The organism is Serratia sp. Je.1.23.a (assembly GCF_051129805.1).
Classification (GTDB): Bacteria; Pseudomonadota; Gammaproteobacteria; order Enterobacterales; family Enterobacteriaceae; genus Serratia; species Serratia liquefaciens.
Genome location: NZ_JBCPSR010000002.1, coordinates 475,134 through 489,618 on the forward strand (window position 1 = coordinate 475,134; position 14,485 = coordinate 489,618).

The following is a 14,485-nucleotide window of genomic DNA, read 5'->3' on the forward strand; positions in this document are numbered from 1 at the left end:
CCTTGCATCACACCGAAGCCTTCTTTAGACTAGCCGCGCCGTATCTCTCTGGAACCCAAGCCATGTCTTATCAGTGCCCTCTGTGCCATCAGCCGCTTCATTTTTCCTCACCGCAATGGCGTTGCGACGCTAACCATCAGTTTGACTGCGCCAAAGAGGGCTACGTCAACCTGCTGCCGGTACAGCACAAGCGTTCGAAGCAACCCGGCGACAGTACGGAAATGATGCAGGCGCGGCGCGCGTTCCTGGATGGCGGTTTTTATCGGCCTTTGCAGCAGCGGGTAGCCGAGCTGTTGGATGAGGCGCTGGCGCCCGACGCACAGGCGCTGCTGGATATCGGCTGCGGCGAGGGGTACTACACGGCGGAAGTGGCTGCCAGATTGACGCAACAACGCAATATGACCCTGTATGGGCTGGATGTCGCCAAGGTGGCAATCCGCTATGCGGCCAAGCGTTATCCTGCGGTGTCATTCTGCGTAGCGTCGAGCCATCGTCTGCCGTTCGCCGACGCTTCTTTAGACGCCATTCTGCGTATTTATGCGCCCTGCAAGGCGGAAGAACTGGCCCGGGTGGTGAAACCCGGTGGCGTCGTGGTGACGGTATCGCCTGGTCCACGCCATCTGTATCAGTTAAAAGAGCAGGTTTATCAGCAGGTGCAACTGCATGCTGAACAGAATGAGCAGTTCGCAGGCTTTGACTGTGAGCGGGTCGAATCGCTGGCCTACCCGATGACGCTGCCGGGCGAGCAGGCGGCCAATCTGCTGCAGATGACGCCTTTTGCCTGGCGGGCCTCTCCGGAGGTCCAGCAGCGCCTGAGCGCCAGTGAGACCTTCCTCTGCGAAACAGATTTCGTTATTGCGCTCTATCGCCGCCGGCATGCTTAATGCCGCCCGACAGAGTGCGGGCCAGCGATGACCTGACCGACTAAGGTGGGCAGAAACAAAAAAACCTGCCGTTGGCAGGTTTTCTTTGGGTGCTGTCGGTTCAGGCGAGGTAGCCCAAATGCTCCAGCAGAATATTGACGCCGATGGCGATCAGCACCACGCCGCCAAGGATCTCAGCGCGTTTACCGAGTAATGGCCCAATAAAGCGGCCAATCATCATGCCCAGCGTCGCCATAATCATGGTGGCCATGCCGATAGCCATGGCGGTGTGCACAATGTTTACCTGCAGGAACGCCAGGCCGACGCCGATAGCCATAGCGTCCAGACTGGTGGCGATAGCCGTGGCCACCAGCAGCCAGAATCCGTGACGCTTCACTTTCTCTTCTTCTTCAGGGCGGTTTCTGACGCCTTCGACAATCATGCGCATACCGAGAATAAACAGCAGCGAGAAGGCGACCCAGTGATCCCATTCCATGATGTATTGACTGGCGAACAGGCCGATGCCCCAACCGATAATCGGCGTAATGGCTTCAACCACGCCGAAGATGAGTCCGGTGCGTAGCGCTTCACGAAAACGGGGCTGATGCAGGCTGGCACCTTTGCCGATCGATGCGGCAAACGCATCCATAGACATGCCAAAAGCGAGAATGAGTGTAGCTGACAAGTTCATGTAAAATAGCCTCGGCCGGGCGGCTCCATATACACGTAACCCACCCCCAACCATACGACGGAGTTACGTGTCTATGGTCTCGCCAACCTTACCTGGCTGCCCGCACCACGTTTTAATGATTAAAACGAGTATGTTGATACGGGCGTTTCTGGCGTTTAATTGTCCAGAAACCGGCTACTCCCCAATGACGGCGCAACCATACCATATTATTTCCGTTGGCAACAACCCTTATTCCCCATGGATATTTATTTGGAATTGATAATTATTTTCATTAATGAAATATGCAAGACGGAATATAATGTAGGCGAGTGCAATAATGTTGCATAAATAATAATCAGGTAGCCTTATGCGCTGGTGATTAATTATCCACATTCAGCGCGTGGCGAGAACAGAGGTTCTGTTGGCGTTATTTTTAATCACTGATTTTCAACAAAAAAGTGATATATTTTTTCCAGATTGTCTAATTGCGTGACCTGAATCAGCAGTCTGCGCCGCTCCAGATCGATGACCAGAATGCCATCCTCGGATAAATTCATGGCCTTAATGCGGTTATATTCGATAAACGCATTGGCATAAAAGAAACCCTGCGCTTTAAACAACATCTTGGGCCAGCGAATATAGGATATGTAGACGGCGATCAGTGCTAAAGAAATAAGCAGATAGGTGGTTAATGCAGCACCCTGTGTCGTGACATTACGATAAATCAGAATGGCAATCAGACCGACAAAGATCAGACAATCAATCCGGTTACGTCGTTTTAGCTGTACCTTGAGCAGCGTTTTGCCCTTCAGCAGGTTCATCCCGAATTCGTCGTAAATCGCATACACCAGCATCAGCGCGGTGAAAATCAGTAATACGCCATCGGTCAGCGACATCTTCTAGCTCCACAAATAAAAAAACCGGGGGTTTCCCCCCGGCTGATAATCGTCTTACAGGCCCAGCAGGCCAACCCAGTAACCAAAGATACCGATGGCGAAGAAGCCGATGATAATCCACAGCGCATTCACTTTCCTGCGCAGCAGCCACATACAGCCAAAGGTCAGCAGTAACGGCACCAGGCCCGGCATCAACTGGTCGAGGATAGTCTGCACCGTGGTCACCGTGGTATGCCCGGTCTGGTCGGTGATTTTAGACACCACCAACGGGATATTCACGTGCGTCCACTTGTTAACCAATGCCCCCATGACAAACAGGCCGAGAATCGACGCTCCTTCCGTCAGTTTTTGCAGGAAGCCACCGCCCATGTCGTTAACGATATCCACCCCTTTGCGGTAGCCGTAGGCCACGCCGTAATAGCGGGTCAACAGGCGCACCAGGTTGAACAGGACGAAGAATAAAATCGGACCCAGCAGGCTGCCGCTCATGGCGATACCGGCACCAAGCGCGGCGAATACCGGACGAACGGTCCCCCAGAAAATCGGGTCGCCTACGCCGGCCAGAGGCCCCATCAAGCCGACCTTGATGCCGTTGATTGCTGCATCGTCGATCGGCGCGCCGTTAGCGCGTTGCTCTTCCATCGCCATGGTCACGCCAAGCACCGGCGCCGCCACGTAAGGGTGGGTGTTGAAGAACTCCAGATGGCGTTTAATCGCTTGTTTGCGATCGTCGTTATTTTCCGGGTACAGGCGACGGATCACCGGCACCATGGAGAAGCAAAAACCCAGCGCCTGCATACGTTCGAAGTTCCATGAACCCTGGAACAGGTTCGAACGCATAAACACACCGCGAATATCGGCTGGCGTGAGTTTCTTTTGAGCTGTTGTATCAACCATTTCTCTCACCTATTCCTAGTCCAGTTCGTTATCGAGGTCGTTGGCGTTAGCCGGGCCGGCTTGCACAACTTGTGACTTGTTGTATTTCGGGCTGAGCTGGATATACAGCACGGCCATCACCACGCCGATAACGCCGAGCGCGACCAGGTTAAAGTTGGTGAAGGCGGCGGTAACGAAGCCGAGGTAGAAGAATGGCATCAGATAACCGGCACGCATCATGTTGATCACCATGGCGTAACCGACCACCACGATCATCCCGCCGGCGATGTTCAGGCCGCTGGTGACGACTTCCGGGATCGAGTTAAGCAGCGCGTGAACGCCAGAGGTGCCGACCGAGATAGCGACGATAACCGCTGGGATAGCGATACGCATCGCCTGCAACAGCAGGGCGGAAATATGCAACCAGGTGATGGCGCGTAAACTGCCGCGTTCTGCCGCGCTGTCCGCTGCGTGCTGGAAGGCGACGGTCAGGGTACGCACGATGATGGTCAGAACTTGTCCGGCTGCCGCCAGCGGGATGGCCAGGGCGATACCGGCACCGACGCTTTGTCCGCCGGCAATAACCAAAATGGTGGAAATGATGGACGCCAATGCTGCATCTGGCGCAACCGCCGCACCGATGTTCATCCAGCCCAGGGCGATCATCTCCAGCGTACCGCCGATGATGATACCGGTTTTCATATCACCGAGGATAAAACCGATCAGGGTACAGGCGACCAGCGGACGGTGAAATTGAAACTCGTCGAGAACGGAACCCATCCCGGCGATACAGGCAACGATAAATATCAGTACAATCTGAAGAGTGGTAATCTCCATTGCACTTCTCCTATGACCAAAGATCTCTGAGTAAAATAATTACTGGCTGTCGCCATTAATTGAGTTTGTTAATCAGGTCCATCATTTTTAACCGGCTGTCGGACGAGACTTTACGCACTTCCAATTCAATACCGCGCTCGTTTAATTTCTTAAACGCTTCGATATCTTTTTCGTCAACCGACACGGCATTGTTCACCTGCGTTTTGCCCTGGCGGAACGCCATGCCACCGATATTCACCGACTTGATATCCACACCGGCTTCCACCAGGCGCCAGACGTCGGTCGGATTGGTAAACAGCAACATCACGCGATCGCCGGCGTATTTCGGGTTGTTCCACACGCGAATGGCTTTCGCTACGTCAACCACGTGTGCGGTGACGCCCGGCGGGGCAACCTGGGTCAGCAAGGTTTTGCGAACGTGGTCGGCGGCAACTTCGTCGCTGACCACGATAATGCGGCTGACGTCGGTTTCCTTGGTCCAGCGGGTCGCTACCTGGCCGTGGATCAGGCGGTCATCGATACGGGCCAGGCCGATTTTCATATGGTCATTGGGCCCCAGCGGCGCTTGTGGGGCAGCGGGTTTGGCGGCGGGAGAACTCTGCGGTGCCGCGGGCTTAACACTCTCTTCTGCCGGTTTTTTCAGCGCTTTCACGCCCTCACGGCCGGTTTCCAACGCCAGGGCGACCAATTCGTCGAAGCTGGGGTTGTCGTCTCGTGCCATGAAGGTTTCCACCAGCATGGGAATGTTAACCCCGGTGACGACCTCATAATTTTCTTTATCGACGGCGATGCGGCTGGCCGCATTGAACGGGCTGCCGCCCCAGGTATCCACCAGGAACAGGACGCCACCACTGGTGTCGAGTCCGCTGATTTTCCCGTTGTATTTCTCGATTAACGTTTCGGCATTTTCTCCGGGGACGAAATCTATAAAAGCGACGTTGTCCTGTTCGCCCAATAGCATCTCCGTCGTTTTCAGCAATTGTTCCGCTGCGGTCCCGTGTGTGCCGATGATAATAGCTATTGCCACTCGCTACCTCCTCATTGAACTTCGTGCACGGATTGTGTCGGTCTTTAGTTCATTTGCTTCCTGGCAGTCACTTCCGCGGTTCAGATACATTATGGTAGAAATCTGGAAACCCGCTCTTAACATTTCTCGCGCAGTTTCAAATGCCTGTGCGCGTTGTTCCACGTTAGCGCCATTTATTTTAGTGAGTGAAAAAATAAATTTTGTGACGTTGCTCTGTTATTGAACGCTCGGATAAGTCCTAACGCAGCGTTTGAGGAATTAAACAACAGAGCTGTTACAAGAGAATGCAGAAGGTAAAAAAGCTTCTTTGCCGGCTAAAAATTTCCTGCTAGAGTATTTCCTCTTTCATATTTAGGAGTGAAGGGCCTCAGCCCACCCTATGGACTGTCACCGAAGTTACTGTTTTTCAAGGTTCCACCCGCCACCTGCTGGCGTTGCAAACATCACACGGCCGCTCGGCCATTCCCCGGTACTACAATCCCGTTATCTTGCTGTTGTTGTCAGCGCTAATCCTGCGTCGGCATTCTCACGCCTGAGCACAGCTCGGCAATCCTGTCTTTTTTTCGGAGTCTGATATGGAATTTTTAATGGACCCCTCAATTTGGGCTGGGTTACTGACACTTGTCGTGTTGGAAATTGTACTGGGTATTGACAACCTGGTGTTTATCGCCATTTTGGCCGATAAGCTGCCGCCGAAGCAGCGTGATAAAGCGCGTATCCTCGGATTGTCGCTGGCGCTGTTTATGCGTCTGGGCCTGTTGTCGGTGATTTCCTGGATGGTTACGCTGACCACGCCGCTGTTTAGCGTCGCGGACTTCAGCTTCTCCGGCCGCGATCTGATCCTGCTGTTCGGTGGTGTTTTCCTGTTGTTCAAGGCCACCATGGAATTGCACGAACGGCTGGAAGGGCAGACGCATCAGGATGGTGCCAACCGCGGTTACGCCAAGTTCTGGGCGGTGGTGGTGCAAATTGTGATCCTTGACGCAGTGTTCTCGCTCGACGCGGTGATTACCGCCGTGGGGATGGTGAACGACCTGCCGGTGATGATGACCGCCGTGGTTATCGCTATGGTGGTGATGTTGGTGGCCTCCAAACCGCTGACTAACTTCGTGAATGCGCACCCGACTATCGTGGTGCTGTGTCTGAGCTTCCTGTTGATGATCGGCTTGAGCCTGATCGCCGAAGGCTTTGGCATGCATATTCCGAAAGGCTATCTGTACGCTGCGATTGGCTTCTCGATCCTGATTGAGCTGTTTAACCAAATCGCGCGCCGTAACTTTATCAAGCACCAGGCCCATCGCCCGATGCGTGAACGCACCGCCGAGGCGATTATGCGTCTGATGGGGCAACAGCGTGCGCAGCAGACGGATGAAGCGGCACCGTTGCCGGTAAATGAAACTTTTGCGGAAGAAGAACGCTATATGATCAGCGGCGTGTTGACGCTGGCCTCGCGTTCACTGCGTAGCGTGATGACGCCGCGTACCGAAATTTCATGGGTGGATTGCGATCGTTCCCGCGAAGAGGTGCGCGAACAGCTGTTGGATACTCCACACAGCCTGTTCCCGGTTTGTCGTGACTCGTTGGATGAAATTATCGGCGTGGTGCGCGCCAAGGATCTGCTGGTGGCGGTAGAACGGGGCGAAGACATCGCCGAGTTTGCCGCGCGTACACCGCCGATCGTGGTGCCGGAAACCATGGACGTGATTAATCTGTTGGCAGTGCTGCGTCGCGCCAAGGGGCGACTGGTGGTGGTCACCAATGAGTTCGGCGTCGTCCAGGGGCTGGTGACGCCTTTGGACGTGCTGGAAGCCATTGCCGGTGAGTTCCCCGATGAGGACGAGACGCCGGATATCGTGGTGGAAGCCGACAGCTGGCTGGTAAAAGGCGGTGCCGATATGCACTCGCTGGAGCAGGCGCTAAACTGCGAAGATCTGGTTAGCCCGACGGCAGATTACGCCACCTTGGCTGGGTTCCTGCTGGCCCATTACGGCCAAATGCCGGTGGTGGGGGACGTGGTGGAGCTTAACCGGCTGCGCTTCGAAGTCATTGAGGTGTCAGAGTACCGCATTGAGCTGGTGCGCATCACCAAAGTGGATCCTCACGACGAGGAACATCAGTAACACACAAGCCGGAGGCATCATGCCTCCGGTTTTTTTTCCAGCCCTGCTTTTTGTTCTTCCCGCTGATTCCCCGTCCGTAACCGCGATTCGTACTGCTGTAGCCACAGCGGGAAAACATGGATTGGCATTGGCTTGGCAAAGTAGAAGCCTTGCAGGGCATTCACGTCGTGCGAGCGCAAATATTCAACCTGTTCGGCGGTTTCTACCCCTTCAGCCACCAGTTTTAATTTCAGACGCTGTGCCAACGTAATAATGGTATCGGTGACCGTGGCGTTAATGGCATCGGTACCGATGGCGGCGGTAAAACCGCGATCGATCTTCAATACGTCCGGGCTGAGTTTTTTCAGGTAGCTGAGCGAGCTGTGCCCGGTGCCAAAGTCATCGATCGCCAGCATAATGCCCATTTCCTTCAGCGTTTTGATTTGCTCATACTGAATTTCCGACAGCGCGGTGCGTTCGGTCAGCTCCAGCATCAGCGACGGCATCGGTTCGGCAGGCAGCCACAGACGGCGAATGTCATCGATGATGGTCACCGCGTTGAAATGCTCGGCGGCGACGTTGATGCTGATATAAAACGACGGACGCGGCGGGAATAACTGCAGATTTTCCACTACGGTGCTTATCAGGTAGCGGGTCAGGGGAATGATTAACCCATGCTGTTCCGCCAACGGGATGAACACGTCGGGGGAGATCCAGCCCTGGCGTTTGTTTTTCCAGCGCAGCAGGGTTTCAACCCCAACGCAGCGACCGGTTTCAGCGTTGATGATCGGCTGACAGTAAACGCGGAATTCGCGATGAGAAATGGCATGTCCTATATGGTACGAAAGGCTCATGCGATTCGCGGTGAGCAGGTACACCACGTAGGCTGCCAGCAGGCTGATCAACAACGACAGCGGAACATGGCGCGGCAGTGCCGCCAGCGCCAGCATGCCGGCCTGAGGACCGAACAGCGAGACAGAGAACGGGTATTGCGTAGATTTCGCGGTATAGCGCAAATCGGTTATCAGGCTATCGCTGCGCAGGATCTCGCGGCGACCGTATTCCAAACTGTAATCTCCGACGTTCAGCACCACCCGCTGCGCATAGGGTTCCTGAGGCTCGAGCAGAAAGTTTGCCAGCAGTTCAATATTGAAGACGTGCAAGACGCCGTTACGGCGATCATTATCCGCCTCTGGCGTCCACATGATCAGGGTGGGGACGCCTTTGGCGACCGACAGCGAAGGGCGCAGCGCCAGCTTCGCGCCATCGTTTGCTATTGCGGGCAAAATAGCGCTGAAAACATACTTGCGGGAACCAAACAGGCTAGAACAGTAAATAACACCATCCTTGACCAGCAGCATTGCCCGAAGCGCCTGGTTTTGCGCGGCGCGAAAGCGCAGTGTGGGCATGACGGTTTCACAAGTGGAGGTCAGCAGGGGCATGGAGCGTTTGGCCTGTTGCTCAGCCGGCAGGAGCAGATTGTTGATCTTGGCGACGGTGCGATTGGCAAGCACCTGTCGATTGTGTTCGATGGTGCCGATTTCCTGATAATAACGGGTGTAAAGCGACAACAGCAGAATAGCCAACCCGACCGCCCCGGCTAGCAGCCAACGGTAATAGCGGTATTTGGTCACGGTAAGTTGGGTCATCAACATCGCTAAATCCTTGTTCGGTAAGCCAGCCCAGAATCACCGTCAGGCCAAACAGTCCAAAATGATACTCGGCTAATTCTAGCCTGTCGTTATACAAGAGTGATGGTAACCCAGTAAATTATTTAAATTTGGCGAAACAGAGGGGGAAATTGTGGGTTAACCGCAGGATCGATGTGACGTTGCCGACATATTTTACTGTGACATTGTCACTTAATTGGCATTGGCGATTTGATTATCAACAAATTCTGGCAAGAAAAACCCCGCCATAAAGGCGGGGTTTGGGGTTAATCGCACTGCACTTTTATTGCCAGACCGCCACGCGAGGTTTCGCGGTATTTAGCGTTCATGTCTTTACCGGTTTCATACATGGTCTCGATCACCTTATCCAGTGACACGCGAGGCTCACTGGTACGGCGCAGCGCCATGCGCGCCGAGTTGATCGCCTTCACCGAAGCAATGGCATTACGCTCGATGCAAGGCACCTGAACCTGACCGGCAACCGGGTCACAGGTCAACCCCAGGTTGTGCTCCATGCCGATTTCCGCTGCGATGCAAACCTGTTCCGGGCTGCCGCCCAGCAGTTCGGCCAAACCGGCCGCTGCCATGGAACAGGCCACGCCTACTTCGCCTTGGCAGCCCACTTCGGCGCCAGAGATAGACGCGTTCATTTTGTACAGCGCACCGACCGCGCCCGCTGCCATAAAGTAACGGATGTAAATATCCGGGCTGACGGATTCGATAAAGTGGTCATAGTAAGCCAGCACGGCCGGTACGATGCCGCAGGCACCGTTGGTCGGGGCGGTGACCACGCGGCCACCGGCGGCGTTCTCTTCGTTGACCGCCAGCGCGAACATATTGACCCAGTCAATGACGTTCATCGGATCGCTGGACAATTTGTCGGAAGAGACCAGCAGGCGACGTAATGCGGAAGCACGACGCGGTACGCGCAGCGGACCAGGCAGCACGCCTTCGGTGTTCAGGCCACGGTCGATACAGGCGCGCATGGTCTGCCAGATATTGCCGAAGTAGGTTTCGATCTCCTGCTTGCTGTGCAGCGCCAGTTCGTTCTGCATCACCATGCCGGACAGTGACAGCCCGGTTTCACGACAATGCTCCAGCATTTCACGCGCAAAATTGAACGGGTAAGGAACGCTCAATTCGTGCGCGTCGGTTTTGCCGAAATTCTCTTCATCGACGATAAAACCACCGCCGATAGAATAGTAAGTCTTGCTGTAAACTTGTTTATCCCCGGCGAAGGCGTGGATTTGCATACCGTTCTCATGCAGCGGCAGGTTATCGCTGCGGAACACCATGCCGCCGTCACGCGGGAAATCTACCTCATGCAGGCCGCTGGCCAGCATCAGTCTTTGACGTTGTTCTACATCGCGAATAAAACCCGGGATGCTATCGATATCAACGGTATCCGGCATGTTGCCTGCCAGGCCGAGGATGATAGCGATATCGGTATGGTGACCTTTACCGGTCAATGAGAGTGAGCCGTAAACGTCTACGGCAACACGCGTGATAGAAGGCATCAGGCCTTTATTTACCAGATCGTCGACAAACTGTTTGCCGGCTTTCATCGGTCCAACCGTATGAGAGCTGGACGGGCCGATGCCGATCTTAAACATGTCGAAAACGCTAATCACGCTAAAACTCCTTAGAGGCATATTGTTATGGCTGCATCGGTTAAAAACCGTGCAGGGAACAGCGATATTGTAAAAGGGCCGTACGGGTTCGGTTGCCTTTTTCGCATGAAATAAAATAATCCTTGGTGTCAGTCCTGTTTATGATTGCCGCAGGCGCTCGGCCAGTCGTAGAACAGCCGCTACCTAAACTCGGTTAATGGCAATCGCGCCAGCTTCCACTGCTGAACGCGGCCGGCTTAAACCCTGCTGAAATAGTGGTTTATTCCGGACGGCGGTATTTTACAGGTATTTCGTAAGGTTGAAGAGAGGGTTTACAGTTTTTTTAAAACTCTGATAGCCAGAACGGTAGTTGAAAAAGCAAACAAATGAAGTGATGCCGATCGCTTTACCCGTGCCGCTGGTGCAGGTAACCGTTTGGCTTGTGATCGGCGTCACGGAATTGGGGCTAAATGCTGACCTGTTGCGCCAGGCGGCGAATGATCGCGGCGGTCAATCCCCAGACAAATTGGCTCTGGTACCAGGAGAGATAAATACGGTGCGAATGACCGGCGCGCTGAATATCCAGCGGGTAATAGCGTGAGAGGGTCAGCGCTTCGTGCAAAGGCATTTCGAAAACGTCAGCCACTTCGTCTTCATTAGCGCTAAATTGCACGTCGGGAGAAATCAGCCCGACAACCGGAGTGACCTGGAAACCGGTGCTGCTGTCGAGCGGTGCCAGTTGGCCAAGGATGGTCACTGCCTGGGGCGGGATTGCCACTTCCTCCTGGGCCTCACGCAGGGCGGTAATAATCGCCGAACCGTCTTCGGCATCGGTTTTACCGCCGGGAAATGCCACCTGGCCCGGATGTTTTCGTAGTGAGTCGGCACGGCGGGTGAGCAGCAGCGTGGGCTCGGGCCGGCAGATAATGGGTATCAGCACCGCCGCAGGGCGAACGTTATGCGAAATCTGTGACGCCTGCGGCAATTGCAGCTGGAAGCGACTGATAAATGCCGCCAGCGAAGTCGGATAAGTCGGTTGGCTCACGAAGCGATAAACTCCCCCAGTTGCGGTAGGATGCGGTCGACTTTATCGAAGGTTTCCTGATATTCCGCCTGTTCCTGGCTGTCGGCTACGATGCCGCCACCGGCCGAACAGTAAATGCGGCCGCTTTCGGTGATCAAAGTGCGGATGGTGATGTTGGTGTCCATGGTGCCACAGGCGCTGATATAGCCGATACTGCCGCAGTAGGCATTACGCCGCTGTGGCTCCAGCTCTTCGATAATTTCCATCGCCCGTACCTTGGGTGCGCCGGTAATAGATCCGCCCGGGAAGCAGGCGCGCAACAGCTCAGTTGCCGGCGTGCGTTCAGGCAGGAGGGCGGTAATGGTGCTGACCAGATGATGTACCGCCGGGAAAGGCTCCACCACGAACAGTTCGGGAACTTTGACGCTGCCCGGTTCGGCGACGCGGCCGATATCGTTGCGCAGCAGATCGACAATCATCAGGTTTTCCGCGCGATCTTTGGCGGAATTCGCTAACCGTTGCGCCTGCTGCGCATCTTGCTCGGCATCGGCCAGCCGCGGCAGCGTGCCCTTGATAGGGCGGGTTTGGATCTGCTGGTTCTCCAGCCACAAAAAACGCTCGGGCGAAACGCTCAGTACGGCGTTGTCCGGCAGACGTAAAAAGGCAGAGAAGGGGGCTCGATTGCTGGCGTTCAGTTGCTGAAAAGCTTGCCATTCATCGCCCTGATAATCTGCGGAAAAGCGTTGAGCCAGATTGATTTGGTAGCAATCGCCGCTACGCAAATACTGCTGGATGCGCTGGAATTTTTCACCATATTGCTGCCGTGTCATGTTGGCTTGCCAGCGGCTGGTCAAGGTGAAGTCTTGCTGAGGTTCAGATTGCTGACTGCATAACCACTGCCAGCGTTGTTCAGTATCGCCATAGCTGAGCAGCGTTAGCGTCTTCTTATGGTGATCGGCAATCAGCGCCCAGTCGTAAATGCCAACCGCCATGTCCGGCAAGGTGATATCCGCCTGTGCCATTTGCGGCAGTTTTTCCACTCTGCGGCCCAGATCGTAACCGAATAGCCCCAGAGCGCCGCCCTGGAATGGCAAGTCGGTATTTGCTGCCGGATGTTGGTTTTGTTGTTCCAACTGCTGTTGCAGCAACTGGAAAGGATCTTCCTGTGATTGCTGCTCCTCCATCCCGCGGCAGATTTCTGTGATTTGCCCTCGGGTAGTCAGAGTGACCTTGGGGGCCGCGACCAAAATATCGAAACGATTATGCGAATGTTCGGCAAAGCCGGAGTGTAGCAACATGGCCCAAGGTTGTTGAGCAAGGGGAGCAAACAGCTCCAGCAGGGCGGTGGGGGTATAGGGCAAAGATTTTAGATTGGGTGCGGTTGCGCTCATGGGCCTCAATAAACCTGACTGACGGGGCGGCTGTTTATGATGGCTATTCTGCCATATTCGGCCGATAGGCGCATGTCCTGGCATGTGTGGACAAAGCACACTTCACATAAACAATGAATCAACAAATTTGCAAATGAAGCATTTTTTGCGACTTCAACTATAATCCAATATGTTAAAAACTGCGTTATCAATTAATGACTCGGATATATCTTATCCATTGGAATCGGGTTTTATAAATTAAATCGTCGTAATTAGTTTTATTGCGTTATTACTTTTGATTGAGATCACAAAAATATCAGGCGAACTTATGACATTGCCTGATAATACCGGTTCCCGAACGATAAATGCCTAAAAAGAGCATGTTTCGTATAAAACTATAAACAGTAACAAGACGCATTTAGACCCGTTTTATCGCCGGGCACTGCGGTCTAATTTAATTGCACCCTGATATTTTTAAAAAATAGAGATATTCATTCGTTACTTTTTGCGAAGAGCTGCCTATGCCCCTAATGCTGAGTGTCATCGTCCCGTTACATAACGTGGGTGAACTGTTTGAGCCGTTTTTGGCCTCGCTGTTAGCCCAACAGGAGCGGCGCCTGGAGGTGATCATCGTCAACGACGGATCCACCGATGGCTCTGGTGATATCGCCCACCGCTATGCCCAACGGCATCCTCATATTACCGTTATTGACCAGCTCAATGCGGGCGTATCCTGTGCGCGCAATGCCGGGTTGGCTGTAGCACGCGGAAAATATGTGGCATTCCCCGACGCGGATGATTTACTGGCGCCGGAAATGTATGCAACCCTGATTGAAATGGCTGAAGAAAATCAATTGGATGTCATGCAGTGCAACGGTGAACGTTATTTCACCGACCACGATGAACTGCAACCGATTATTCCGCAAAACCGCTTGGGTGACACCGGCGTTATTAGCGGAGTAAAATGGTTGGAACGCGCGCTCAAATCGAGAAAATTTATTCATGTGGTCTGGCTGGCGGTATATCGCCTTGATTTTATTAAACAGCATCGGTTGTATTTTGAACCGGGTTTGCACCACCAGGATATTCCCTGGACCACCGAGGTGATGTTTAATGCGCAGCGGGTAAAATATCTCAGTAAAACGTTGTATCGCCAGCGAGTGCACGATAAATCGATCAGCAACCGTCGGCGGACAGGCCAGGCCAACGTTGAATATCAACGCCATTATATGAAAATAGTGGAGATGCTGGTGGCGTTGAACCAGCGCTATGCGCGGAAAATCAGTATCCGTCCAGCTTTTCACTGGCAGATCACCCGTGAAGCCTTGGGAATTTGTCACAGCATTCGCCGCGAGCCTGAACTGGCGGCGCAGTGCCGGATCACCGATGAGTTCTACCAGCGCGGTATCGATCGAGCGATGTCCACCAACGCGCGCGGCCTTAAGCAGGGCTGGCACGTTATGCTCTGGTTGCATCGCCTGAAACAGTGGCGGCACGGCGATCATTGCTCACAACCGGCCGCTGAATAACAGGCATTGGGATC

At 54.0% G+C, this 14,485-nt stretch carries 12 protein-coding genes and 1 riboswitch; of the genes, 3 read left to right on the forward strand and 9 right to left on the reverse strand.

The genetic code is table 11. The features are described 5' to 3' along the window. Nucleotides 1–62 precede the first annotated feature (62 nt). Nucleotides 63–884, forward strand: coding sequence for a 23S rRNA (guanine(745)-N(1))-methyltransferase (gene rlmA / locus AAZT04_RS10010; protein ID WP_217331347.1), 822 nt, complete (start codon nucleotides 63–65; stop codon nucleotides 882–884). A 100-nt stretch (nucleotides 885–984) separates the two neighbouring features. Here the strand turns inward: rlmA and mntP are convergent, their stop codons facing one another. From mntP to manX, 5 genes are all read right to left on the reverse strand, one after another. After that, nucleotides 985–1,554 carry a manganese efflux pump MntP gene (mntP, locus tag AAZT04_RS10015; RefSeq protein WP_041414651.1) on the reverse strand — a complete coding sequence of 190 codons (570 nt, stop codon included), beginning with the start codon at nucleotides 1,552–1,554 and terminating at the stop codon, nucleotides 985–987. Nucleotides 1,555–1,565: 11 nt separating this feature from the next. Continuing rightward, nucleotides 1,566–1,749: riboswitch (yybP-ykoY riboswitch) on the reverse strand. Between the two features lie 221 nt (nucleotides 1,750–1,970). Further along, nucleotides 1,971–2,429 carry a DUF986 family protein gene (locus AAZT04_RS10020; protein WP_434679898.1) on the reverse strand — a complete coding sequence of 153 codons (459 nt, stop codon included), beginning with the start codon at nucleotides 2,427–2,429 and terminating at the stop codon, nucleotides 1,971–1,973. A gap of 54 nt (nucleotides 2,430–2,483) precedes the next feature. Beyond that, nucleotides 2,484–3,326, reverse strand: coding sequence for a PTS mannose transporter subunit IID (locus AAZT04_RS10025; RefSeq protein ID WP_012145539.1), 843 nt, complete (start codon nucleotides 3,324–3,326; stop codon nucleotides 2,484–2,486). A gap of 15 nt (nucleotides 3,327–3,341) precedes the next feature. After that, nucleotides 3,342–4,142, reverse strand: coding sequence for a PTS mannose/fructose/sorbose transporter subunit IIC (locus tag AAZT04_RS10030; RefSeq protein ID WP_017893113.1), 801 nt, complete (start codon nucleotides 4,140–4,142; stop codon nucleotides 3,342–3,344). A 55-nt stretch (nucleotides 4,143–4,197) separates the two neighbouring features. Further along, nucleotides 4,198–5,169, reverse strand: a complete 972-nt coding sequence (manX, locus tag AAZT04_RS10035) for a PTS mannose transporter subunit IIAB (RefSeq protein WP_046373327.1) — start codon at nucleotides 5,167–5,169, stop codon at nucleotides 4,198–4,200. A gap of 575 nt (nucleotides 5,170–5,744) precedes the next feature. On the opposite strand from manX, the gene AAZT04_RS10040 reads away from it, so the two are divergent. Beyond that, nucleotides 5,745–7,289, forward strand: coding sequence for a TerC family protein (locus AAZT04_RS10040; protein WP_041414649.1), 1,545 nt, complete (start codon nucleotides 5,745–5,747; stop codon nucleotides 7,287–7,289). Nucleotides 7,290–7,306: 17 nt separating this feature from the next. Here AAZT04_RS10040 and AAZT04_RS10045 read toward each other — a convergent pair whose 3' ends face one another. From AAZT04_RS10045 to pabB, 4 genes are all read right to left on the reverse strand, one after another. Beyond that, a complete protein-coding gene (locus AAZT04_RS10045) occupies nucleotides 7,307–8,923 on the reverse strand; it encodes an EAL domain-containing protein (protein ID WP_128864722.1) in 1,617 nt (538 codons plus the stop codon). 281 nt (nucleotides 8,924–9,204) lie between these two features. Continuing rightward, the gene (sdaA, locus tag AAZT04_RS10050) at nucleotides 9,205–10,569 is read right to left on the reverse strand and encodes an L-serine ammonia-lyase (protein ID WP_041414647.1); all 1,365 of its coding nucleotides are present in this window, start codon (nucleotides 10,567–10,569) and stop codon (nucleotides 9,205–9,207) included. Nucleotides 10,570–11,014: 445 nt separating this feature from the next. Then, the gene (locus AAZT04_RS10055) at nucleotides 11,015–11,593 is read right to left on the reverse strand and encodes a CoA pyrophosphatase (RefSeq protein ID WP_046373330.1); all 579 of its coding nucleotides are present in this window, start codon (nucleotides 11,591–11,593) and stop codon (nucleotides 11,015–11,017) included. Next, nucleotides 11,590–12,963, reverse strand: a complete 1,374-nt coding sequence (pabB, locus tag AAZT04_RS10060) for an aminodeoxychorismate synthase component 1 (protein WP_434679902.1) — start codon at nucleotides 12,961–12,963, stop codon at nucleotides 11,590–11,592. The genes AAZT04_RS10055 and pabB overlap by 4 nt, the downstream gene beginning before the upstream one ends. A gap of 500 nt (nucleotides 12,964–13,463) precedes the next feature. On the opposite strand from pabB, the gene AAZT04_RS10065 reads away from it, so the two are divergent. Next, nucleotides 13,464–14,471: a glycosyltransferase gene (locus tag AAZT04_RS10065; RefSeq protein WP_115058642.1), complete on the forward strand. Its 1,008-nt coding sequence runs from the start codon at nucleotides 13,464–13,466 to the stop codon at nucleotides 14,469–14,471. Nucleotides 14,472–14,485: the final 14 nt, after the last annotated feature.

Coding starts and splice junctions, on each gene's coding strand:
- AAZT04_RS10065 (WP_115058642.1), top strand. CDS start 13,464: ATGCCCCTAATGCTGAGTGTCATCGTCCCGTTACATAACGTGGGTGAA.
- AAZT04_RS10025 (WP_012145539.1), bottom strand. CDS start 3,326: ATGGTTGATACAACAGCTCAAAAGAAACTCACGCCAGCCGATATTCGC.
- rlmA (WP_217331347.1), top strand. CDS start 63: ATGTCTTATCAGTGCCCTCTGTGCCATCAGCCGCTTCATTTTTCCTCA.
- AAZT04_RS10040 (WP_041414649.1), top strand. CDS start 5,745: ATGGAATTTTTAATGGACCCCTCAATTTGGGCTGGGTTACTGACACTT.
- AAZT04_RS10045 (WP_128864722.1), bottom strand. CDS start 8,923: ATGTTGATGACCCAACTTACCGTGACCAAATACCGCTATTACCGTTGG.
- mntP (WP_041414651.1), bottom strand. CDS start 1,554: ATGAACTTGTCAGCTACACTCATTCTCGCTTTTGGCATGTCTATGGAT.
- AAZT04_RS10030 (WP_017893113.1), bottom strand. CDS start 4,142: ATGGAGATTACCACTCTTCAGATTGTACTGATATTTATCGTTGCCTGT.
- pabB (WP_434679902.1), bottom strand. CDS start 12,963: ATGAGCGCAACCGCACCCAATCTAAAATCTTTGCCCTATACCCCCACC.
- AAZT04_RS10020 (WP_434679898.1), bottom strand. CDS start 2,429: ATGTCGCTGACCGATGGCGTATTACTGATTTTCACCGCGCTGATGCTG.